The sequence below is a fragment of the Allobosea sp. 67-29 genome (assembly GCF_001898115.1).
Classification (GTDB): Bacteria; Pseudomonadota; Alphaproteobacteria; order Rhizobiales; family Beijerinckiaceae; genus Allobosea.
On the sequence record NZ_MKSQ01000026.1, the window covers coordinates 47,283 to 70,397 of the forward strand.

The following is a 23,115-nucleotide window of genomic DNA, read 5'->3' on the forward strand; positions in this document are numbered from 1 at the left end:
TTCTAGGGCGCGATGAGGTCTCGAACGATCATCCTGTCCGCAGCCGGGGCGCTGGCCCTGATCGCCCTCGGCGGCGGCGCAGCCTTCTACTCCGGGCTGGGCCGCGCCGGCAACGGATCATGCAGCGCGGCCGCCACGACGGCAGCGCGCATGGCCCCGCTGGCGAAGGGCGAGGTGGCCGCGGTCGAGGTCCGGGCCCGCCCGCAGCCGGCGCCGGAGCTCGCCTTCAACGGACCTGACGGCCAGCCCCTGACGCTGGCGGCGCTGAAGGGCAAGACCCTGCTCGTCAATCTCTGGGCGACCTGGTGCGCGCCCTGCCTCAAGGAGATGCCGGCACTCGACACGCTCGAGAAGGAGATGGGCGGCGCGGATTTCGCCGTGGTCGCGATCAACATCGACACGCGCAATCTCGACAAGCCGAAGGCCTGGCTCGCCGAGAACAAGGTCACGGCCCTGCCGTTCTACGGCGACCCGCAGGCCGCGACCTTCCAGGCTCTGCGCAAGGCGCACAAGGTCGAGGGCATGCCGGTCAGCATCATCGTCGACAAGACCGGCTGCGAGCTCGGCATCATCCAGGGCCCCGCCGACTGGGCCAGCGCCGATTCGAAGGCGCTGATGAAGGCCGCCATCGGCCGCTAGATCACTCCGGCGAGCCGGCTTTCGCCGCGGCCGGCACGGCAGGCCCGGCCGCGCTGTCGAGCCGTCCTGCGACATGCAGCGGCGGCGCCTTCCCCTGCTTGTCCTCGCCCATGTAGAGCGTGACGTGCGGAAACGGGATCTCGATGCCGCGCCGGTCGAAGATCTCCTTGATGAGCTCGTTATAGGCCCGGCCGGCGCTCCACTGCGCGCCTGGCAGCGTCTTGATGCGCGCCCGCACCGTGATCGCGGAATCGCCGAAGGCGGTGACGCCCTGCATGTCGAGGGGCCCGATGATGCTCTCGCCATGCTCGGTCTCCCGGAGCCGCCCGAAGGCTTCCTCCATCGCCTCCTTCACCTCCGGGATGCTCTCGCGATAGGCGACGCCGATCTCGGCGACGTGGAAGGCGAAGCCGCGCATCATGTTCGAGACATGGTCGACCGAGGAGAACGGGATGAGGTGCACCGTGCCGTCCAGCGAGCGGATCGAAACCGAACGGATCGTCAGCCGCTCGACCACGCCGGACTTGCCGCCGACCTGCACCACGTCGCCCTCGTTCATCACGTTCTCGAACTGGATGAAGACGCCGGTGATGATGTCCTGCACCAGCTTCTGCGCGCCGAAGCCGATGGCCAGGCCCAGCACGCCGGCGCCGGCGAGCAGCGGCGCGATGTTCAGCCCGAGCTGCGCCAGCGCCAGCATCAGCACCAGCACCGCCAGCGCCACGGTGAAGGCATTGCGGAAGAGCGCGAGCAGCGTCTTCTCCCGCGCGGTCGGCACCGTGCCGAAATCCGGGTTGAGGCGGTATTCGACCCAGGACAGCATCGCGACATAGACCGCCAGCCCGATCAGCACGATCAGCGCGGCCGAGACGAATGCGCCTGCGAGCCGCTGTCCCGATGCGCTCGACAGCCAGGCGAAGATGTCGAGGGCGTGCCAGGCCTGTGCGATCAGCAGCAGCACCGCCGCAACGACCAGCAGGCGCACGATCTGCATCACGCGCGGCGCGAAGGCCTGCAGGCGCGGTTCCAGCAGGGGCAGGCGCAGCCGCACATCCTCGGGCAGGCGCACGCTGACGTTCACCAGCCGGGAGACGAAGGCGAGCACCAGCCCGCCGAGCAGGGCGATGACGGCCGACTGGGCGGTGGCGCCGAGGACGAACGGCAGGGCGTGCAGCGGATTGACCAGCCAGACGACGAAGACGCCGACCAGGTAGAGAATGGCGACGACATGCCAGAACTGACCGGCGACATGGCTGGCCTGCGCCAGCAGGTCATGCCGCCCGGCCTCCCGGGCCGCGAAGAGGCGGCGCCTGACCTGCAGGCGGTTCTGCAGGATGATGAGGATCGCGATCACCAGCGCGGTCAGCACGACGAGGATCTTGAGCGCCTGGACCGGCGCCGCCGGCAGGTAGAGCGCGAGCACCGGCGCAACGAAGAGGAAGGTGTAGCCCAGCAGCGAGACCAGCCGCGCCAGCCAGAAATACCAGTAGGCGGCGGTCGTGTCGTCGAGCGGGAGCAGTCTCAGCGCCGGATGCCGCGGCTCCAGCGCGGCCCGCATCGCGACCTTGACGATCTCGACCGCGAGGAAGGCGTTGAGCAGCAAGCTCTGCTCGAGGGTGATGCGCCCGGCCGTCCCGACCAGGTTGAGGACGAGCAGATAGCCCGCGCCCCAGGCCAGCGCCACGCCGGCAAGATCGACCGCCACCGCAACCACGAGCCCGGCCGTCCGTGCCGGCCAGGACAGGCCGGCGATGCGACGGGCGAGCGCCGCCTGCAGGCGCTCCGCGAGCAGGCGAGCGATCAGGAAGCTGCCGAACAGCGCCACCGCGACGAAACCCAGCGCCAGCCCGATATCGCGCAGCCGCAGCAGGTCCACCTGTGACCGCCCGGAGACGACGCTGCCAAGCTGGCGGAAGGTCTGCACCGTCGCCGACAGCGCCGCGGCGCTCTGCTCGGCGATCGCCTTGGTGTACTCGGCCACGCTGCGCGCCAGACCGGGCTCGGTCTCGGCAGGCGCGGCCGCGGGAGCTGCGCCCTGCGGGCCGGCCTGCCGCTGCTTCAGCCGCTGCAGCAGATCGGCGCGCAGCTTGTCGTCTTCCAGGATGCGGACGAGATCGTCGATCGACGCCGCGCCCGCCTGCGCGGGAGCAGCAGTTGCGGCGGCTGGAGGCGGAGGATTTTCCTGAGCCGAAACAAGATTTCCGGCTGCGATCAGAAAGGCCGCGACCAACATCCACAATCTCATGACCATCTTCAATGCTTTCGAGAGAAAAATCTCCTTCATACTAGTCACAGGGTCATCAAGGTCAAACCTGCGTAGCCTTACGCACAGCAGGCAGCATGAGCATCGTCTGGCGAATACTGGACAACGCCTCTCCGTCGAATCGACAGTCAATGCGGCAGCGAGACGGTTGGCGCCCGGCGCCGAAGCGGGCTATTGCGTTGCCCATGCGCTATACGATCGGTCTCGCCACCACCTTCCACGATCCCGCCCTCGCGATCATCGGGCCCGATGGCGCAGTGCTCTTCGCCGAGGCGACCGAGCGCTACCTGCAATACAAGCGCGCGCCGAACTGCGAGCCGGATTCGGCGCCGCGCATGGAAGGACTGCTGAAGCGCTACATCCCGAAAGACGCCGAGGTCACGATCGCCACGAGCTGGGGCGAGGATTTCACCGGCTTCCTCGACCAGATGGCCCGCGCCGGCTCCTTCACGCTGGATGCCCTGCTCAAGCTCTCGCCCGAGCTCAACCGCTCGCTGGTGCCGGAACGGACCGAGCGCGCGCTGATCGCCTCGCTCCATCTCGGCCAGCAGCGCGCCGGCATGGGCGTTCTGCTCGGGCTCGACCGCGCCTATGGCAAGGCCAATGTCACCGGCCTGAAGCGCTACGGCCACCATCTCAGCCACGCGGCCTATGCCTGCTGGTCCTCGCCCTTCGACAACGCCGCCTGCCTTGTCGTCGACGGCATGGGCGAGACAGGGGCCTCCGCCATCTTCGCGCTGGAGAACGGCAAGCTCCGCGAAGTGAAGCGCCATCGCGGCCGCGAATCGATCGGCTTCTATTTCGGGCTCGTCACCGATCTCGCCGGCTTCGACCAGGCCAAGGGCGAGGAATGGAAGATCATGGGGCTCGCCCCCTACGGCAAGACCGATCCCGAACTGATGGCGCTCTTGCGCAGGCTCTATCAGATCGATGGCCACAAGCTCTCCTTCGCCAAGGCCGACGTGGTGCAGGCCGTCGCCGCCGAAATCCTGACGAAGCGCCCGACTGACGCCCTCGACCAGGGCTGGGCCGATCTCGCCCGCTGCGGGCAGGACGTCTTCGCCGAGATGATGGAAGCGCTGCTCGGCGAGGCCGCCGCCCTCGTCCCGAGCGAGAACCTCGTCATGGCCGGCGGCTGCGCGCTGAATTCCTCCTTCAATGGCAAGATCGCCGGCCGCCACGGCTTCAAGACCGTGTTCGTGCCCTCGGCGCCGGCCGATGACGGCAACGCGATCGGCGCCGCCTGGCTCGCCCACGCCGAAGCCAATCCGGACTGGCGTGCGCCGAAAGGGCCGCTCACGCCCTATCTCGGCTCGACCGTCTCGACCGAGCCTTTCGAGCGCATGCAGCTCTGGGAAAAGCGTCTGCGCAAGCTCGCTCCCGACGAGGTCGCGCCCGTCACCGCCAAGCTTCTCACGGAAGGCAAATTGATCGGCTGGGTGCAGGGCCGCGCCGAATTCGGGCCGCGTGCGCTCGGCAACCGCTCGATCATCGCCGATCCGCGCCCGGCCGACGCCAAGGACATCCTCAACGCCAAGGTGAAATACCGCGAGGCCTTCCGGCCCTTCGCGCCCTCGATCCTGGCCGAGCATGCCGCCGACTGGTTCGAGAACTATCAGGACGCGCCTTATATGGAACGCACGCTCACCTGGAAGGAAGCGGTGCGGAACCGCGTTCCGGCCGTGGTCCATGAGGACGCGACCGGGCGCCTCCAGAGCGTCACGGCCGAGCGCAATCCCCGCTACCATGCGCTGATCTCGGCCTTCCATGAGCTGACGGGCGTGCCGGTGATCCTCAACACCTCCTTCAACATCATGGGCAAGCCGATCCTGCACACGGCGGAGGACGCGATCCTGATGTTCTATACCAGCGGGCTCGACGCGCTGGTGATCGACGACTGGCTGCTGGTGAAGTAGCCCGCAACCGACCGATCCGCCGGATTGATCGGTCGGATCACGCGAAATCGCTGGTTTCGGTCCGGTTTGCGGTCATTCTTCCGGCCCATTGGAAGGGAGACGAGCCATGCTGCAACTGCGCCCGAACTGCGAATGCTGCGACCGCGACCTGCCGCCGCAATCGCGCGACGCTCTGATCTGCACTTTCGAATGCACGTTTTGCGTCGATTGCGCGGAGACGCGCTTCGCCGGCACCTGCCCGAATTGCGGCGGCGACCTGGCGCGCCGGCCGATCAGGCCGGAGCGGATGCTGGAGAAATACCCGGCCTCGACCGAGCGCGTCCGCAAGCCGCACCCGCAATGCGCGGCGGCTTGAGGAAAGCTGTCAGATCAGAAAGCCGATCGTGAGACCGGCGAGCCTTAGCTCGCCTGCTTCACCGCGATGCCCTTCTCCTCGAAGAGCGCCTGCAATTCGCCGGCCTGGAACATCTCGCGGGTGATGTCGCAGCCGCCGACGAACTCGCCCTTGACGTAGAGCTGCGGGATCGTCGGCCAGTTGGAATAGGCCTTGATGCCCTCGCGGATTTCCTGGTCCTCGAGCACGTTCACGCCCTTGTAGGGCACGCCGATATAGCCGAGGATCTGGGCGACCTGACCGGAGAAGCCGCACATCGGGAATTGCGGCGTGCCCTTCATGAAGAGCACCACGTCGTTGTTCTTCACTTCCGCATCGATGCGGGCATTGACGTCGGACATCGTCTCGTCTCCTGAAGCGGGTTCAAGGCCCGCCGGATGGTTTCATTCTAATCTTGGGGAACGGCGGTCGTCAGCGCAAGGGCGTGCAGTACGCCGCCCATATTCCCCTGCAGCGCGGCATAGACCATCTGGTGCTGCTGCACCCGGGTCTTGCCCTTGAAGGCGGCCGAGACGACGGTCGCGGCATAGTGGTCGCCATCGCCGGCCAGATCCTTGATCTCGACGGCCGCATCCGGCAGTGCCGCCTTGATCATTCGCTCGATCTCGTGGGCATCCATCGCCATGGGTCGAACTCCTCAGGCCGCCTTGCCGGCCATGTAGGACGGCAGCCAGTCTTCATGGATCTTGCGCAGATCGGCGATCGCAAGCGCCGGCTCACCCGGCAGTACAAGCGAAGCGCCGCCCGTCTTGCCGATGGCAAGCGCCGGCACACCGGCAGCCTTCGCCGCCGCGATCACGGTATCGGCCTCGGCCGCCGGGACCGTCAGGACATAGCGCGCCTGATCCTCGCCGAAGAGCGCGGCATGGGCGGGGCCGGCCGGCAGCGTCTCGATGGTGGCACCGATGCCCTTGGCCATCGCCATTTCGGCGAGCGCGACAGCAAGGCCGCCATCCGACAGGTCATGGCATGTCGTGACCTTGCCCGACGCGATCAGCCTGCGCACGAAATCGCCGTTGCGGCGCTCGATCGCGAGATCGACCGGCGGAGGGGCGCCCTCCTCGCGGCCGCAGATGGTCGCGAGATAGGCGCTCTGACCGAGCCAGCCGGCGGTTTCGCCGATCAGGACGATCGCCTCGCCCTCGGCCTTGAAGGCGATGGTGGCGTGCTTGGCCACATCGGCCATGACGCCGACGCCGCCGATGGTCGGGGTCGGCAGGATCGAGACGCCGTTGGTCTCGTTGTAGAGCGAGACGTTGCCGGAGACGACCGGGAAGTCGAGCGCCTTGCAGGCCTCGCCGATGCCCTTGATGCAGCCGACGAGCTGGCCCATGACTTCCGGCTTCTCGGGATTGCCGAAGTTCAGGTTGTCGGTGATCGCGAGCGGCGTGGCGCCGGTCGCGGTCAGGTTGCGCCAGGCTTCGGCCACCGCCTGCTTGCCGCCCTCGAACGGATCGGCCTCGCAATAGCGCGGCGTCACGTCGGCGGTCATGGCCAGGCCCCGCGGCCCGTCCTCGATGCGGATCACGCCCGCATCGCCGCCGGGCCGCACCGCGGAATTGCCGAGGATCAGCGTGTCGTACTGCTCCCAGATCCAGCGCTTCGACGACAGATCCGGCGAGCCGATCAGCTTCTTCAGCGCCTCGGCATTGCCGTGAGGAGCAGCCACGCTCTCGGGCGCGATGCGCTGCTGCGGCGGCGTCTCGATCCAGGGCCGGTCGTATTCGGGAGCCTCGTCGCCGAGCTCCTTGATCGGCAGGTCGGCCATGACCTCGCCCTGGTGCTTCACGACGAAGCGCAGCGTATCGGTGGTGTGCCCGACCACCGCGAAGTCGAGCCCCCATTTCTGGAAGATCGCCTCGGCAGCCTCCTCATGGCCCGGCTTGATCACCATGAGCATGCGCTCCTGGCTCTCCGACAGCATCATCTCATAGGCGCTCATGCCCTCCTCGCGGCAGGGCACCTTGTCGAGGTCGAGCTCGACGCCGAGATCGCCCTTGGCGCCCATCTCGACGGCCGAGCAGGTCAGGCCGGCCGCGCCCATGTCCTGGATCGCGTCGACATGGCCGGCGGCCATGATCTCGAGGCAGGCTTCGAGCAGGAGCTTCTCGGCGAAGGGGTCGCCGACCTGCACGGTCGGGCGCTTCTCCTCCGACTTGTCGTCGAATTCGGCCGAGGCCATGGTCGCGCCATGGATGCCGTCGCGGCCGGTCTTGGAGCCGAGATAGACGATCGCCTTCCCGACGCCGGAAGCCTTGGCGTAGAAGATCTCGTCGGCCTTGGCGATGCCGACCGCCATGGCGTTGACCAGGATGTTGCCGTCATAGCGCGAATGGAAGCCGGTGGCGCCGCCGACATTCGGCACGCCGAAGGAATTGCCGTAGCCGCCGATGCCAGCGACGACGCCGGAGACGAGATGGCGGGTCTTGGGATGGTCCGGCGAGCCGAAGCGCAGCGCGTCGAGCACCGCGATCGGGCGCGCGCCCATGGTGAAGACGTCGCGCAGGATGCCGCCGACGCCGGTCGTCGCGCCCTGATAGGGCTCGATGAAGGACGGGTGGTTGTGGCTCTCCATCTTGAAGACGATGGCGGTGCCGTCGCCGATGTCGATGACGCCGGCATTCTCGCCCGGCCCCTGGATCACCCAGGGCGCCTTGGTCGGCAGCGTCTTGAGATGGATCTTCGACGACTTGTAGGAGCAGTGCTCGTTCCACATCGCCGAGACGATGCCGAGCTCGGTGATCGTCGGCTCGCGGCCGATCAGATGCAGGAAGCGCTGGTACTCGTCCGGCTTCAGGCCGTGCTCGGCGACGAGCTGCGGGGTGATCTTGATGTCGTTCGGAATCACGGGCTCAGGGTTCCTGGCGGTCCGGCGAGGGGGTTGGCAGGGGCATAGCCTGCCTCACGCCGCAGTACAACGCATTCGCAGCCGCGGCGTCGTTTTCAGCTCTCGATCGCAGCCAGAGCCGCCCTGAGCGATGCCGGAATGGGCACGGGCTTCTGACCTGCCCGCTGCACGTAGACATGGGTGAAGCGCCCCTGCGCCGCCGCCTGCGCGGCCCCCTCCCGGAAGACGCCGATGCGATAGGTGACGGAGCTGTTCCCCAGCCGCTCGACCGCGATCCCGACCTCGACGACCTCGGGAAAGGCGATGCTCTCGAAATAGGTGCAGCCTGTCTCGACCACGAGGCCGACGATCCCGCTCGTCGCCGGATCGAGGAAGCCGCCCTCGACCAGCCAGGCATTCACCGCCGTGTCGAACCAGCCGTAATAGACGACATTGTTGACGTGCCCGAAGACGTCGTTGTCGTGCCAGCGTGTCGGGATCGCGCGGAAGATGCGGAAATCGGCGCGGGCCAGGCGCGGTTGGCGCTCGCTCATCCCTCGCCTCCCGGCTTCTCGCCCGCCTTGATCTCCGGCACGCCGAGCGCATCGGCCAGCCGAGCCTTGGCCGAACCGGGCCGGAGCGGTTTCTGCTGGCTTTCATGCGGCGACCATCCGGACAGCCAGACGAATTCGAACGTCGCCGGCACGCGCCCGTCGGGATCGGCGAAGCGCTCGGCATAGAGCGCAACCGCCCGCAGCAACGTTTCGCGCCGAAGCGGTGCCTTGCGACGGGCAGTCAGGCTGTTCGCCCAGCCCATCGCCCGGAGATCGCGCATGAGCCCGAAAGCGTCGCGATAGCGCACCGTGACGGTTTCGCTGTCGATCACGGGCAGCGCGAAGCCGGCTCGCTGCAGCAGCCCGCCGAGATCGCGCAGATCGGCGAAGGGCGCGACGCGCGGGCTGACGCCGCCGGTCGTCTCGCTCTCGGCCTCCAGCAGCGCCTGCCGGAGCTCCTGCAGGCTGCGCCCACCGAGCAGGCAGGCCATGAACAGCCCGTCCGGCTTGAGCGCCCGCTTGATCTGGATGAGCGCGCCGGGCAGGTCGTTGACGCCCTGCAGCGCCAGCAGCGAGACGGCGAGATCGAGCGAACCGGGCGCGAAAGGCAGGCCTTCGAGATCGCCGACGATCCCGCCGTCACCGCCTTCCGCTTCCGCCATGCGCAGCACCCTGCCCGCCTTGCCGGCGAGCACGGGCGCCACGACCGGCAGCGGCGTGCCGAGATCGGCTGCGATCGGGAATTCCCGCAGCACCGCGCCAAGGCGCTCCTGCAGGTCGCCTGCCGCGCGCTGGATCAGGAAATCCGGATAGTTGCCGGCGAGCGCGCGCCTCAGCCGCGAACGGCCGAGCGCGCGGTCGAAGACGAGGCGGTCGTCACTCAACCCGTCTGTCCCCCCTGCCGAGCCTGCCCGCTCAGCGATCGAGCAGCTTCTCGATCTCGGCGCGCAGCTGCGGGCCGAGATCGCTGCGGTCGAGCGCATAGGCGACGTTCGCCGCGAGGAAGCCGATCTTCGAGCCGGCGTCATAGATGTCGCCGTCGAAGCGCACCGCGTAGAAGGGCTCCTGGCGCGACAGGGCGATCATGGAATCGGTCAGCTGGATTTCTCCGCCCGCGCCCTTCTCCTGATTGGCGAGCAGGTTGAAGATCGTCGGCTGCAGGATGTAGCGGCCGCTGACATGCAGATTGGACGGCGCCGTGCCCCGCGGCGGCTTCTCGACCATGCCGGTGATCTTCGAGATCTTGGCCTTGGCGTCCTCGACGGCGACGATGCCGTATTGATGGGTCTGGTCGTCCGGCACCGGCGCCACGGCGATGTGGTTGCCGCCATGCCTGTCATAGGCCTCGATCATCTCGGCGAGGCAGCCCTTGCCGTGGCTGTAGTGCAGCATGTCCGGCAGCAGCAGCGCGAAGGGCTCGTCGCCGACGATCTCGCGGGCGCACCAGACCGCGTGGCCGAGCCCGAGCGGCGCCTGCTGGCGGGTGAAGCTGGTCGCTCCGGCGGCCGGCAGATCCTCCTTGAGCGCCTCGAGTTCCTTCGTCTTGTTGCGCTTGGCCAGCGTGTCGTCGAGCTCGTAGGCCATGTCGAAATGGTCCTCGATCACCGCCTTGTTGCGCCCGGTGACGAAGATGAAATGCTCGATCCCCGCAGCGCGCGCCTCATCCACGACATGCTGCACGACCGGACGATCGACGATGGTGAGCATCTCCTTCGGGACCGCCTTGGTTGCGGGCAGGAAGCGGGTGCCGAGACCGGCGACGGGAAGAACGGCCTTGCGGATGCGTTTCGTCATGAAGGGTCCTTGGCGCGTTGCCTTTGCCGAAGCGAGGCTGTGATGGGGTGGGCCGCACAACTGTCACGGTTGCGGGCCATCAGGATTGTATTAGCTGACAGGCCTTGAGAACCCGTCAACGGTTTTTGGATAGGCCGGGTTCCTGACGAAGATGAGGCGAGAGAGACGATGGCGGTATTGGTCTCCGGCGGTGCCGGCTACATCGGCAGCCACATGGTGCTGGAATTGCTCGACCGCGGCGAGAAGGTCGTCGTCCTCGACGATCTCTCGACGGGTTTCTGGTGGGCGGTCCCGCCGGAGGCGATCTTCCTGCAGGGCGACATCGGCAACCAGGACCTTGTGGAAGGGCTGATCGCCGAATACGGGGTGACCGAGATCGCGCATTTCGCCGCCAGGATCGTGGTTCCGGAATCCGTGTCCGATCCTCTGGGCTATTATTTCAACAATACCGTGAAGACCCGCGCCCTGATCGAAAGCGCTGCGCGCAAGGGCGTGAAGCACGTCATCTTCTCCTCGACGGCCGCCGTCTACGGCGAGCCGCCGGTCTCGCCCGTGCCGGAGGAGATCGCGCTCAACCCGATCAACCCCTACGGCCGCTCCAAGCTGATGAGCGAGTGGATGCTGCAGGACGCCGCGAAGGCGCACGGCTTCTCCTATGTCGCCCTGCGCTATTTCAACGTCGCCGGTGCCGATCCGAAGGGCCGTTCCGGCCAGTCCTCGCCGAACGTCACCCATCTCATCAAGGTCGCAAGCCAGGCGGCGCTGGGCCAGCGCGACGGCCTCACCGTCTTCGGCACCGACTACGCGACGCCGGACGGCACCTGCGTGCGCGACTACATCCATGTCACCGACCTCGCCCGCGCGCATCTGGCGGCGCTCGACCATCTGCGGCGCGGCGGCGAGAGCCTGACACTGAACTGCGGCTATGGTCGCGGTTATTCGGTCAAGGAGGTCGTCGAAGTCGTGAAGAAAGTCTCAGGCGTCGACTTCCCGGTGACTCTGGCGCAGCGCCGGCCGGGCGACCCGGCCTCGCTGATCGCCCGTGCCGACCGCATCCGCGCCGAGCTCGGCTGGCGGCCGGAGCACGACGATCTCGAGGAGATCGTCGGCCAGGCCCTCGCCTGGGAGGAAAAGCTCAGGATCAAGAACGCCTCGGCCTGAGCTTCGCCGCGCTTGTCAGTGTGCCGCCGGCTCCTCGGCCGGTTCGCGCACCGCGAGCACGGTCAGGCGCTTCACGTCCCCGGAGCGCGTCGTCCAGTCGATGGATCGCTCCGGCGCCATGCCGATCAGCGCCACGCCGATCGGCGTCATCACCGAGATGCGGTTCTTCTCGATGTCCGCGTGCTCAGGCCAGACCAGCGTGACGATGGTCTCGCGCCCGGTGCTCTCGTCGCGATAGACGATCTGGCTCCCGATGCGGACATGATCGTGCGAGACCCGCCCCTCCGGCAGGATGCGGGCACGGTCGAGCTCATGGGTCAGTTCGGCGGCGAGCTCGGGCATGGTATGGGCCGCGCCGGCCGCGATGCGGCTGAGCATGGCATGGTCCGCGGCCGTGACGGTGATGGCGGGACGCCTGGTGGACATGTGACATCTTTCATCGAAATGGCGAGCGCAGGCCGGCGGAACAGGGCCGCACGGCATCAGGAAGGCGAACTCGCAGGTTGACAGCTGGTGACGAGGCGCCCCCGAACCGGAGGCGCCAAGCGCGACAGGCCCGGGGCTAGAAGCCCGCGATGAGGTTGCCCGAGCGGTGCAGGCCGCGGCGGAAGGGAAAGGCGCTGTGCATCGCGGCGAGAATCCGCCAACCGCTACGGCTTGTCAAATTGCCTGCATCTGCGCCTGAATCCGGCTGGTTTAACCCTTGGTTAATCTTGTTCGGGCGCTCTGGAGGTGGTTTCATCCATAGCTTGCCGGGAGCCCCCATGCGCCTGTCCGTCATCGCTGCTTCGGCCTTGCTCAGCCTGGCGCCGGCGTTGGCGCAGACCACGGGCTCTATCAACGTGTCGCGGGCTCATGCCCGCCCGCCCGTGGCGACGCCCGTCAGCGCCGGCTTCGACATCTTCCTCCAGCGTCTCTGGCCGCAGGCGCAGGCGCGCGGCATCTCGCGCGCGACCTTCGACCTCGCCTTCCGCGGCGTGACGCCCGACGCCTCGATCGTCGCACTCACCAGGAAGCAGTCGGAGTTCAGCGCCCCGATCTGGTCCTATCTCGCCAATGCTGTCGGCGGCCAGCGCATCCAGCGCGGCCAGGCCGTGGCGGCCGAGAACGCCGCCGTATTGGCACAGGTCGAGGCCCGCTACGGCGTGCCCAGGGAGGTCGTCCTCGGCGTCTGGGGCATGGAGACCAATTTCGGCTCGTTCAAGGGCGGCAAGGACGTCATCCGCTCGCTGGCGACGCTCGCCGCGATCCGCTACCGCGGCGACTTCTTCCGCGACGAGCTGCTGACGGCGCTGGAGCTGATCGAGAAGGGTTACGTCGAGCGCAGCGAATTGCGCGGCTCCTGGGCCGGCGCCATGGGCCATACCCAGTTCATGCCGTCCAGCTATCTGAAATACGCCGTCGACTGGACCGGCAACGGCCATGCCGACATCTGGAACTCGTCCAGCGACGCCATCGCCTCGACGGCCAACTACCTGAGGAGCCATGGCTGGGTGCCGGGGCTGCCCTGGGGGATGGAGGTGACGCTGCCTGATGGCTTCGACCACCGCCTCGACAAGGCGAGCTTCGCGGCCTTCCGCGCCGCTGGCCTGCGCCGGACCGATGGCCGTCCCCTGCCCTCCTCCGGCGAGGGCCGGCTGTTCTATCCTGCCGGTCACACCGGCCCGGTCATGCTGCTGACCGCGAATTTCGACGTCATCAAATCTTACAACTCGTCCGATGCCTATGCGCTGGCGGTGGGCCATCTCGCCGACCGCATCATGGGGCGCCCGGCGATCCAGGCGGACTGGCCGGTCAAGGCCGCCCGCCTCGACATGGCCGGGACCAAGGATCTGCAGCGCCGGCTGAAGGCGCTGGGACTGTATGATCACGATGCCGACGGCCGGGTCGGAACCGGCACGCGCGAGGCGGTGCGCCGCTATCAGATCAGCGTCGGCGAGATCGCCGACGGCTACCCGACCCCGGCCCTCCTCGCCCGGATGCGCGCCGGCCGCTGACTTGCGGCCGCTCCCGGCCTATAGTGGCTACGTCGCGGCCGCTGCATGGGATGGCTGATGCGCCTGCGCTCGCTCATCGTGGTTCTCTGCGCCGCCGGCCTGCTCCTGCTGACGGGCGGACCGGTCTCGCTCGCCCAGCAGCCGCAGCAGCGCAGCCTGTTCCAGCTCTTCTGGCAGCTTCCCGCCAAGCCGACGGCGCAGCCGCAGCAGCGCCAGCGGATCGCTCCCGCTTCGCGCCGCAGGGCCGCGCCGGTCGTCGTCCGCGACGATCCGGTGATCCCCAAGGTGGACGTGGCCTATCATGTCGTGGTGATGGGCGATTCCCTCGCGAACCTGCTCGCAGACGGCCTGGACGATGCGCTCAACAATCGCCCGGACGTCGAGGTCGTCCACCGGGCGAAGCCGGATTCCGGCCTCGTCCGCAGCGACTTCTACGACTGGTCCAAGGCGGTCGCGGAGCTGCTCGCAGGCGACCAGAAGATCACCGTCGCCGTGATGATGATCGGCCTCAACGACCGCCAGCCGATCCGCGACGGCGAGGTCGTCCAGGAGCCGCTGAGCCCGCGCTGGCTCGAGCTCTATCGTGACCGTGTCGACGCCATCGCCGCAGCCTTCGCCGCGAAGCGCATCCCGCTGGTCTGGGTCGGCGCCCCGCCGATGCAGAACACGCGCCTGTCGGCGGACCTCGTCACGCTCAACGAGCTCTTCCGCGAACGCATCGAGAAGGCCGGCGGACACTATGTCGATCTCTGGGGCGGCTTCGTCGACGGCGAGAACCGTTACGCGGCGACCGGACCGGACGTCTCCGGCCAGCCGACGCGGCTGCGCCTGGGCGACGGCATCCATTTCACCAAGGCCGGTGCCCGCAAGGCCGCCCATTTCGTCGACCTCGTCATCCGCCGCATCATCGAGGCGGCGCCGCAGGCGAGCGTCATCGCCCTGCCGGTCGCGCCGGAGACCGGCGCCCCGACCGCACCGGAGCTGCAACCCGGCGGCGTCGAGCGGCTGATCGACCAGATGGCTGCCGGCCTTCCGGTGATCGGCCTGCCTCCGGCCCTGCAGGCCCGCCCGCTGGCAGGCCCCATCCAGCCGCTCACCGGGCTGGCGACGCCGTCGGAACAGCCGCTGCTCGCCTCGATCGCCGAAGCGCGTGGACATGGAGACGCAGCCGACCAGCTCGAGCGTGTCTTCGGCCAGGGCATCGCGCCCGACCCGGTCCCCGGCCGGATCGACGATTATCGCTGGCCGCGCTGAAGCCGCCTCACCCCGCCATCAGCCGATCGAAGACCGGATCGGGATCGTCGACCTCGACCAGTTTCCTGCCGGAGATCACCCAGATCCGCGTCGCCACCGCCCGCACGAAGGCGCGGTCATGGCTGACCAGCAGGCAGGCGGTCTCTTGCCGGATCAACTCGCTCTCCAGCATGTCCTGCCCCTCGATATCGAGATGGTTTGTCGGCTCGTCCAGCAGGTAGAAATTCGGCTCGATCAGACGCAACAGCAGCATCGCGAGCCGGGCCCGCTGCCCACCGGAGAGCCGCGCAACCGGCGCGGTCTGCGCCTCGCTCGCGATGCCCGCGCCCGCGAGCACGGTGCGCGCCGTCTGGTCGCCGAGATCGCTGGAGCGCTTGACCGCATCCCAGGGTGTGCGCCACGCACCGAGCTGCGACAGGGACTGATCGGAATAGCCGGCCTTCAGGGTTGAAGCGCCACGGATTTCCGGGTCGGAACCGTCAAGCGCCGCCTGCAAGCGCGCGACGAAACGCGTCTTGCCGCTGCCATTGGCGCCGAGCAGCGCGATCCGGTCGCCCTTCTCGATCCAGAGCGGACCGGTGCGGAACAATACGCGCCCATCGGGCGTGCTGACGGCGGTTTCCTTGATCGCGACCAGCGCCTTGGCATGGGTGCCACTGCTGGCGAGCCGGATCGTGCCGGCCGCGCGCTCCTTGTGCGCGGGCCTCGCCTGCTCCTCCAGCTTGTCGGCGCGCTCGGAGAGTTGCTTGGTCTTGACCACCAACAGGTCCGAGCCGGAATTGATGCCGATATTCTTCAGCTTGGCCGCCTGCTGCCGGAGCGCTTTGACCTTGCGCATCTCGTTCTCGAACTGCCGGTCGCGCGCCGCGTCCCGCTCCTCCAGCGCCTGCAGGGCGCGCGAATAGGGCAAGGCGAAATCGGCGCTCTCCGCCGGGCGCAGGAACAGGGTGCGCGTGCTGACATCGTCGAGGAAGGCGCGGTCATGACTCGCAGCGACCACGGCGCAGTCGCGCGGCAGATTGGCGAGGAAACGCTCCAGCAAGCCGATGCGTTCGAGATCGAGATGGTTCGTCGGCTCGTCCAGCAAAAGCAGGTCCGGCTCGATCACCGCCGCTCGCGCCAGCAGCATCGTGCGCTGCCAGCCGCCGGAGAGGCTGCCCACGGCGCGATTGCGCAGGCTTTCCTCGACCATGAGATCGTCGAGCAGCACGTCGACGCGCCAGCTCTCGGTCTCCGCCGCTTCGGCATCCAGCGCGTCCAGCACGGCATCATAGAGGCTCAGCGGCAGCAGGCGCTCGGGCGGGTCCTGCGGCGCGAAGGCGGTGACGAGGCCGCGCGAGCGGGTCAGCGTGCCGCCGCTCGCCTCCTCCGTGCCGGCCAGGATGCGCAGGAGCGAGGATTTGCCGCGCCCATTGGCGGCGACGAGGCCGAGGCGATCGCCCTTGGCGATGGCGAGGTCGAGGCCGGCGAAGAGCGGCGCGCTACGGGCGAGCGAGAGATCTTTCAGGGTGATCAGGGACATCGGAATCTCATGAAGTCAGGCATGCGCGCAGGAGCGCGCCGAGAAAGGCTGACGATGAGACGACGATGCGTTCCCGGTCAGCCCCGCGAGGTGAAGCGCGGGGCGCAGACAGGTCCGCGGGTGCGGCAATGGAAGCGTTGGCGCGGCGCCTGCTTCCCCTTCTGGTTCGATTCCATGGAAGCGATCATAACAATGGCGACGTGGTTGAACAGTCCCCGCCCCCTCACACCGGCAGGATCGTCTCGCCCATCAGCTGCTTGTCGATCGCATGGGCCGCTTGCCTGCCCTCGCGGATCGCCCAGACCACCAGCGACTGGCCGCGGCGCATGTCGCCGGCGACGAAGACCTTGTCGGCGCTGGTCCTGTAGTCGCGGTCGTTGGCGACGACGTTGGCGCGCTTGTCCACACCGACGCCCGACTGCGCGATCATGCCCTCGATCACCGAGCCGGCGAAGCCGATGGCGAGGAAGCAGAGATCGGCCTGGAGTACGAATTCGGTGCCGGGAATGGGTTTCCGCTTCTCGTCGACGCGGGCGCACTTCACGCCGGTGAGCTTGCCGTTGCGGCCTTCGAGACCGAGCGTCGCCGCCTGGAACTCGCGCTCGGCGCCCTCCGCCTGCGAGGAGGAGGTGCGGAACTTGGTCGGCCAGTAGGGCCAGACCGTCAGCTTGTCCTCCAGCTCCGGCGCCATCGGCCGGATGTCGAGCTGCGTCACCGACAGCGCGCCCTGCCGGAAGGCCGTGCCGACGCAGTCCGAGGCCGTATCGCCGCCGCCGACCACGACGACATGCTTGCCCGCAGCCAGGATCGGCGCCTCGTTCGAGACGTCCTCGCCGCCGACGCGCTTGTTCTGCTGGGTGAGGTAGGGCATCGCGTAATGCACGCCCAGGAGATTGGTGTCCGGCAGGCCGGGATCGCGCGGCGCTTCCGCCCCGCCCGTCATCAGCACGGCGTCGTGTTCGGCGACCAGCTTCGCGAAGGGCACGGTGACGCCGATGTTCTGCCTGTAGTGGAAGGTCACCCCTTCCGCCTCCATCTGCTTCACCCGGCGGTCGATATGCTTCTTCTCCATCTTGAAGTCGGGGATGCCGTAGCGCAGCAGGCCGCCAGCCTTGGCCTCGCGCTCATAGACATGGACATCGTGCCCGACGCGGGCGAGCTGCTGCGCCGCGGCCATGCCGGCGGGGCCGGAACCCACGATGGCGATGCGCTTGCCGGTGCGCCTGGCCGGGATCTCCGGCGCGATCCAGCCTTCTTCCCAGCCCTTGTCGGCGATCGCCTGCTCGATCGTCTTGATCGTCACCGGCATGTTTTCGAGGTTGAGCGTGCAGGCCTCCTCGCAGGGCGCGGGGCAGATGCGGCCGGTGAATTCCGGGAAGTTGTTGGTGGAGTGGAGGTTGCGCAGCGCCGCCTCCCAACCGCCGGAATAGACCAGCTCGTTCCAGTCCGGAATCTGGTTGTGCACCGGGCAGCCGGTCGGCCCGTGGCAGAACGGAATGCCGCAATCCATGCAGCGCGCCGCCTGCTTCTTGACGTCGCGCTCCTCCAGCGGGAGCGTGAACTCGCGGAAATGCCGGATGCGGTCGCCGGCGAGCTGATACTTCTGCTCCTGCCGGTCGTATTCGAGGAAGCCCGTGACCTTGCCCATGCCGTTTCTCTCGCCGTGTGCCCGGGTAGTCCCGCGCGCGTGCCTGATCCTGATCGCGTGACCGGGGCCGCAAGGGCCCCGGTGGGTGGCGTCTTAGCTTATTCCGCGGCCTGCAAGGTGCGGGCCTGCTCCATCTCGCGCAGCGCGCGGCGGTATTCGACCGGCATCACCTTGACGAACTTGGTGCGGTAGTCCGCCCAGTTGTCGAGGATCGCGCGCGCCTTCGCCGAGCCGGTATAGGTGAAGTGGTTCGTCAGCATCTGCATCAGGCGCTCGTCGTCATGGCCCGACATGTTGGCCATGTCGATGCGGCCCTTGTGCTCGAGATCGCCGCCGTGATGGTGCAGCCGCTCCATCAGCTCCTCTTCCTCCTCGACCGGCTCGAGATCGACCATGGAGAGGTTGCAGCGCGATTTGAAGGTGCCGTCCTCGTCCAGCACATAGGCGATGCCGCCCGACATGCCGGCCGCGAAGTTGCGTCCGGTCTGGCCGATGACCGCGACGACGCCGCCGGTCATGTATTCGCAGCCATGGTCGCCCGTGCCTTCGACCACCGCGATGGCGCCGGAATTGCGCACCGCGAAGCGCTCGCCGGCGACGCCGCGGAAATAGGCCTCGCCCGAGATCGCGCCGTAGAGCACGGTGTTGCCGACGATGATCGAGCGCTCGGGCGCGGCCTTCGAGGCCGGGTCCGGTTTCACCACCAGCTTGCCGCCCGAAAGGCCCTTGCCGACATAGTCGTTGGCCTGGCCGGTGAGCTCGACGGTGACGCCGGCAGCCAGGAAGCAGGCGAAGCTCTGGCCCGACGTGCCCTTCAGCTTCACCGTGATGGTGTCGTCCGGCAGGCCGGCATGGCCGTACTTCTTAGCGACGGCACCCGAGAGCATGGCACCGGCCGAGCGGTCGACATTGGAGATCGTCTCCTCGATCACGACCGGCTTGGCCGTCTCGATCGCATGCTCCGCCGCCGCGATCAGCCTGCGGTCGAGTACAGTGTCGATCGGGTGCTTCTGCAATTCGACATGGCGGATCGCCACGCCCGGCAGATCGACCTTGTGGAAGAGCTTGGTGAAGTCGAGCCCCTTGGCCTTCCAGTGCTCGATGGCCTCGCGCTTGTCGAGCAGATCCGAGCGGCCGACGATCTCCTCGATCTTGGTGAAGCCCATCTCCGCCATGATCTTGCGGACATCCTCGGCCACGAAGAAGAAATAGTTCACGACATGCTCGGGCAGGCCCTTGAAGCGCTTGCGCAGCACCGGGTCCTGCGTCGCGACGCCGACCGGGCAGGTGTTGAGATGGCACTTGCGCATCATGATACAGCCGGCCGCGATCAGCGGCGCGGTCGAGAAGCCGAACTCGTCGGCCCCGAGCAGCGCACCGATGATCACGTCCCGGCCCGTGCGCAGGCCGCCGTCGACCTGGAGCGCGACGCGACCGCGCAGATGGTTCAGCACCAGCGTCTGCTGGGTTTCGGCAAGCCCGATCTCCCAGGGCGAGCCGGCATGCTTCAGCGAGGTCAGGGGGCTCGCGCCCGTGCCGCCCTCGAAGCCGGAGATGGTGATGTGGTCGGCGCGCGACTTGGCGACGCCGGCCGCCACCGTGCCAACGCCGATCTCGGAGACGAGCTTCACCGAGACGTCCGCCGCCGGGTTGACGTTCTTCAGGTCGAAGATCAGCTGGGCGAGATCCTCGATCGAATAGATGTCGTGATGCGGCGGCGGCGAGATCAGGCCGACGCCCGGCGTCGAATGCCGGGTCCGGGCGATCTTGGCGTCGACCTTGTGGCCGGGGAGCTGGCCGCCCTCGCCGGGCTTGGCGCCCTGCGCGACCTTGATCTGCATCACGTCGGAGTTGACGAGATACTCGGTCGTCACGCCGAAGCGGCCGGACGCGATCTGCTTGATCGCCGAGCGCTTTGAGCGCCCGTCCGGCATCGGCTTGAAGCGGATCGATTCCTCGCCGCCCTCGCCGGTGTTCGACTTGCCGCCGATCTGGTTCATCGCGATGGCGAGCGTCTCATGTGCCTCGCGCGAGATCGAGCCGAACGACATCGCCCCCGTGGCGAAGCGCTTGACGATCTCGGCGGCCGGCTCGACGCTCTCCAGCGGCACGGGCTGGCGCCCGTCATCACCAGCCATCCTGACCTTGAACAGGCCGCGGATGGTGCTGAGTCGCTGCGCGTCGTCGTTGACCTGCCGGGCGAACTCCTCGTAGCGGTCCTGCGCGTTGAGGCGCACGGCATGCTGGAGCGAGGCGACGACATCCGGCTTCCAGACATGGTCCTCGCCACGGACGCGGTACATGTACTCGCCGCCGATATCGAGGCTGTCGCGGTAGAGCGGCGAGTCGCCGAAGGCATCGCGATGGCGGCTGACGCTCTCCTCGGCGATCTCGTCGAGGCCAACGCCCTCGATCGCCGTGCCCGTGCCGAAGAAGAACTTGTCGACGAAGGCGCTCTTCAGGCCGACGGCATCGAAGATCTGCGCGCCGCAATAGGACTGGTAGGTCGAGATGCCCATCTTGGACATCACCTTCAGCACGCCCTTGCCGACCGACTTGATGTAGCGCTTCACCACCTCGTCGGCATCGACCTCCTCGGGGAAGGCGCCCTGCTCGTGCTGGTCGAGCAGGGTATCGAAGGCCAGATAGGGGTTGATCGCCTCGGCGCCATAGCCGGCGAGGCAGCAGAAATGATGGATCTCGCGCGGCTCGCCGGATTCGACGACGAGGCCGACCGAGGTGCGCAGCCCCTTGCGGATCAGGTGATGATGCACCGCCGCCGTCGCCAGCAGCGCCGGGATCGGGATGCGGTCGGCGCCGACCTGCCGGTCGGACAGGATGATGATGTTGTAACCGCCATGGACCGCGGCCTCGGCGCGCTCGCAAAGCCGCTCCAGCGCGCCCGCCATGCCGGCCGCGCCCTCGCGCGCCGGATAGGTGAAGTCGATCGTCTTGGTGTCGAAGCGATCCTCGTAATGGCCGATGCAGCGGATCTTCTCGAGATCGTCATTGGTCAGGATCGGGGTGCGAACTTCGAGACGCTTGCGCCGCGAGGTGCCTTCGAGGTCGAGGATGTTCGGCCGCGGCCCGATGAAAGAGAGCAGGCTCATCACCAGCTCCTCGCGGATCGGGTCGATCGGCGGGTTCGTGACCTGAGCGAAGTTCTGCTTGAAATAGGTGTAGAGCAGCTTCGACTTGAGCGAGAGCGCCGAGATCGGCGTGTCCGTGCCCATCGAGCCAACGGCTTCCTGCCCGGTCACCGCCATCGGGGCCATCAGCAGGCGCACGTCCTCGGTGGTGTAGCCGAAGGCCTGCTGGCGATCGAGCAGCGGCACGTCGGTGCGCGAGGCCCGCGCCTCGACCGGCGGCAGCTCCTCCAGCACGATCTGGGTGCGCTTCAGCCAGTCCTTGTAGGGGTTGGCGAGGCACAAGCTCGTCTTGATCTCGTCGTCGCCGATGATGCGGCCCTGTTCGAGATCGATCAGCAACATCTTGCCGGGCTGAAGGCGCCACTTCTCGACGATCTTCTCCTCCGGAATCGGCAGCACGCCGAATTCCGAGGCCAGCACGACGAGGCCGTCATCGGTGACGAGATAGCGCGCGGGCCTGAGGCCGTTGCGATCCAGCGTCGCGCCGATCTGGCGCCCGTCGGTGAAGGCGATCGCGGCCGGCCCGTCCCAGGGCTCCATCAGGGCAGCGTGATATTCGTAGAACGCGCGCCGCTCCTCGTTCATCAGCGGGTTGCCGTTCCACGCTTCCGGCACGAGCATCATCATCGCATGGGTCAGCGAGTAGCCGCCCTGCACCAGGAATTCGAGCGCGTTGTCGAAGCAGGCCGTGTCCGACTGCCCCTCATAGGAGATCGGCCAGAGCTTCGAGATATCGGCTCCGAACAGCTCCGAGTCGACGCTCGCCTGCCGCGCCGCCATCCAGTTGACGTTGCCGCGCAGCGTGTTGATCTCGCCGTTATGCGCGACCATCCGGTAGGGGTGGGCGAGCCGCCAGGATGGGAAGGTGTTGGTGGCGAAGCGCTGGTGGACCAGCGCGAGCGCGCTCTCGAAGCGCTCGTCCTGCAGGTCCTTGAAGTAGGAGCCGAGCTGGTTCACCAGCACCATGCCCTTGTAGACGATGGTGCGGGCCGACATCGAGACGGGGTAATATTCCGCCGTCTTGCGCTCCTGATGCTTGTAGACCTTGTTCGAGACCGACTTTCTCAGGACATAGACCTGCCGCTCGAACTCCTCCTCGTCGGTGATGTCGTCCGGCCGGCCGACGAAGAGCTGGCGGTGCACCGGCTCGGTCTCCAGCACCGCCTTGCCGAGGTCGCTGTTGTCGACCGGCACGTCGCGCCAGCCGAGGAAGTTCAGGCCTTCCTCCTCGACGGTCTGGGCGATGATCTCCTCGCAGAGCGTCCGGCTCGCAGCGTCTTGCGGCATGAAGAACTGGCCGATCGCATAGAACCCCGGCTCCGGCAGTTCGATGCCGAGCTTGGCGCACTCCTCCTTGAAGAAGCGATGCGGGATCTGGGTGAGGATGCCGCAGCCGTCGCCGAGCTTCGGATCGGCGCCGACCGCACCGCGATGGTCGAGATTGTGCAGGATCTGCAGGCCCTGCTGGACGATCGCGTGACTCTTGCGGTTCTTCATGTCGGCGATGAAGCCGACACCGCAGGAGTCCTTCTCGTTGCGCGGGTCGTACAGGCCCTGATGCGTCGGCAGCGCCGGATCGCGCACGGCCGGGAAACGCTCGAAGGTCTCGACACCGCTCGACTTGCTGGTTGCGCTCATCGTCAAACCTGCTCCCAGAACCCCGCCGGCTTCTCGCCATCGGGCAGACCGTCAGTCACAATCCTCCCCGCGGCCGCATCGGCGCCGACGGGAATGTCGGCGTCGCGAATGAAGCCAGGCCGGGTCGGCCGTCTTTTCGTCGGAGGCTTACTTGCGCTTTGTTTCCACCGCGCCCGCGTCCTCCGCAGGCGCTTCGGGCTGGTTATCGCCCGGTCGCGCCTGTCTCAGGCCGTCGTTTTACGGACGGCGCACGTACGGTCGGCTTTGGCATCAGCAGCCCGGCCCCTCGTCATGCTCCGCTCCGTTGCGACGGCGCGACCTGGAGCCTGCAACGGCTTTCGGTCGGCGCGATGAAAAAT

The 23,115-nt window shown here is 67.6% G+C and carries 17 protein-coding genes; 6 read left to right on the top strand and 11 right to left on the bottom strand.

Annotated elements, in window-relative coordinates; all coding sequences use genetic code 11:
• Positions 1–12: 12 nt before the first annotated feature.
• Complete coding sequence (gene tlpA, locus BGO20_RS19285) at positions 13–639, top strand: thiol:disulfide interchange protein TlpA (protein ID WP_291659092.1); 627 nt, start codon at positions 13–15, stop codon at positions 637–639.
• A 1-nt stretch (position 640) separates the two neighbouring features.
• On the opposite strand, the gene BGO20_RS19290 is transcribed toward tlpA, so the two are convergent.
• Positions 641–2,884 (bottom strand): mechanosensitive ion channel domain-containing protein, encoded by a 2,244-nt coding sequence (locus BGO20_RS19290; RefSeq protein WP_299858617.1) that lies wholly within the window; start codon positions 2,882–2,884, stop codon positions 641–643.
• Between the two features lie 203 nt (positions 2,885–3,087).
• Between BGO20_RS19290 and BGO20_RS19295 the strand changes: the two genes are divergently transcribed.
• The gene (locus BGO20_RS19295; protein ID WP_291659094.1) at positions 3,088–4,818 is read left to right on the top strand and encodes a carbamoyltransferase family protein; all 1,731 of its coding nucleotides are present in this window, start codon (positions 3,088–3,090) and stop codon (positions 4,816–4,818) included.
• A 106-nt stretch (positions 4,819–4,924) separates the two neighbouring features.
• The gene (locus BGO20_RS19300; RefSeq protein ID WP_291659095.1) at positions 4,925–5,173 is read left to right on the top strand and encodes a DUF1272 domain-containing protein; all 249 of its coding nucleotides are present in this window, start codon (positions 4,925–4,927) and stop codon (positions 5,171–5,173) included.
• Positions 5,174–5,217: 44 nt separating this feature from the next.
• Here the strand turns inward: BGO20_RS19300 and grxD are convergent, their stop codons facing one another.
• From grxD to galU, 6 genes are all read right to left on the bottom strand, one after another.
• Complete coding sequence (gene grxD / locus BGO20_RS19305) at positions 5,218–5,553, bottom strand: Grx4 family monothiol glutaredoxin (protein WP_291659096.1); 336 nt, start codon at positions 5,551–5,553, stop codon at positions 5,218–5,220.
• A 47-nt stretch (positions 5,554–5,600) separates the two neighbouring features.
• Positions 5,601–5,837, bottom strand: coding sequence for a BolA family protein (locus tag BGO20_RS19310; RefSeq protein WP_291659097.1), 237 nt, complete (start codon positions 5,835–5,837; stop codon positions 5,601–5,603).
• Positions 5,838–5,849: 12 nt separating this feature from the next.
• Positions 5,850–8,060 carry a phosphoribosylformylglycinamidine synthase subunit PurL gene (gene purL / locus BGO20_RS19315; RefSeq protein ID WP_291659098.1) on the bottom strand — a complete coding sequence of 737 codons (2,211 nt, stop codon included), beginning with the start codon at positions 8,058–8,060 and terminating at the stop codon, positions 5,850–5,852.
• A 95-nt stretch (positions 8,061–8,155) separates the two neighbouring features.
• Positions 8,156–8,593, bottom strand: a complete 438-nt coding sequence (locus BGO20_RS19320; protein ID WP_291659099.1) for an acyl-CoA thioesterase — start codon at positions 8,591–8,593, stop codon at positions 8,156–8,158.
• Positions 8,590–9,477: a methyltransferase domain-containing protein gene (locus BGO20_RS19325; RefSeq protein WP_291659100.1), complete on the bottom strand. Its 888-nt coding sequence runs from the start codon at positions 9,475–9,477 to the stop codon at positions 8,590–8,592. Before BGO20_RS19325 ends, BGO20_RS19320 begins: the two co-directional genes overlap by 4 nt.
• 31 nt (positions 9,478–9,508) lie before the next feature.
• Positions 9,509–10,387, bottom strand: a complete 879-nt coding sequence (gene galU, locus BGO20_RS19330; RefSeq protein WP_291659101.1) for a UTP--glucose-1-phosphate uridylyltransferase GalU — start codon at positions 10,385–10,387, stop codon at positions 9,509–9,511.
• 168 nt (positions 10,388–10,555) lie between these two features.
• On the opposite strand from galU, the gene galE reads away from it, so the two are divergent.
• A complete protein-coding gene (galE, locus tag BGO20_RS19335; RefSeq protein WP_291659102.1) occupies positions 10,556–11,548 on the top strand; it encodes a UDP-glucose 4-epimerase GalE in 993 nt (330 codons plus the stop codon).
• 15 nt (positions 11,549–11,563) lie between these two features.
• On the opposite strand, the gene rnk is transcribed toward galE, so the two are convergent.
• Positions 11,564–11,974: a nucleoside diphosphate kinase regulator gene (gene rnk / locus BGO20_RS19340; RefSeq protein WP_291659103.1), complete on the bottom strand. Its 411-nt coding sequence runs from the start codon at positions 11,972–11,974 to the stop codon at positions 11,564–11,566.
• Positions 11,975–12,312: 338 nt separating this feature from the next.
• Here rnk and BGO20_RS19345 point away from each other — a divergent pair, with 338 nt between their 5' ends.
• Positions 12,313–13,545 (top strand): lytic murein transglycosylase, encoded by a 1,233-nt coding sequence (locus BGO20_RS19345; RefSeq protein WP_291659104.1) that lies wholly within the window; start codon positions 12,313–12,315, stop codon positions 13,543–13,545.
• A 57-nt stretch (positions 13,546–13,602) separates the two neighbouring features.
• The gene (locus tag BGO20_RS19350) at positions 13,603–14,799 is read left to right on the top strand and encodes an SGNH/GDSL hydrolase family protein (protein ID WP_291659105.1); all 1,197 of its coding nucleotides are present in this window, start codon (positions 13,603–13,605) and stop codon (positions 14,797–14,799) included.
• A gap of 7 nt (positions 14,800–14,806) precedes the next feature.
• Here the strand turns inward: BGO20_RS19350 and BGO20_RS19355 are convergent, their stop codons facing one another.
• The 3 genes from BGO20_RS19355 to gltB form a co-directional block, all read right to left on the bottom strand.
• A complete protein-coding gene (locus tag BGO20_RS19355; protein WP_291659106.1) occupies positions 14,807–16,321 on the bottom strand; it encodes an ABC-F family ATP-binding cassette domain-containing protein in 1,515 nt (504 codons plus the stop codon).
• A gap of 223 nt (positions 16,322–16,544) precedes the next feature.
• Positions 16,545–17,969, bottom strand: a complete 1,425-nt coding sequence (locus BGO20_RS19360; RefSeq protein WP_291659107.1) for a glutamate synthase subunit beta — start codon at positions 17,967–17,969, stop codon at positions 16,545–16,547.
• A gap of 98 nt (positions 17,970–18,067) precedes the next feature.
• Positions 18,068–22,756: a glutamate synthase large subunit gene (gene gltB / locus BGO20_RS19365; RefSeq protein WP_291659108.1), complete on the bottom strand. Its 4,689-nt coding sequence runs from the start codon at positions 22,754–22,756 to the stop codon at positions 18,068–18,070.
• Positions 22,757–23,115 lie beyond the last annotated feature (359 nt).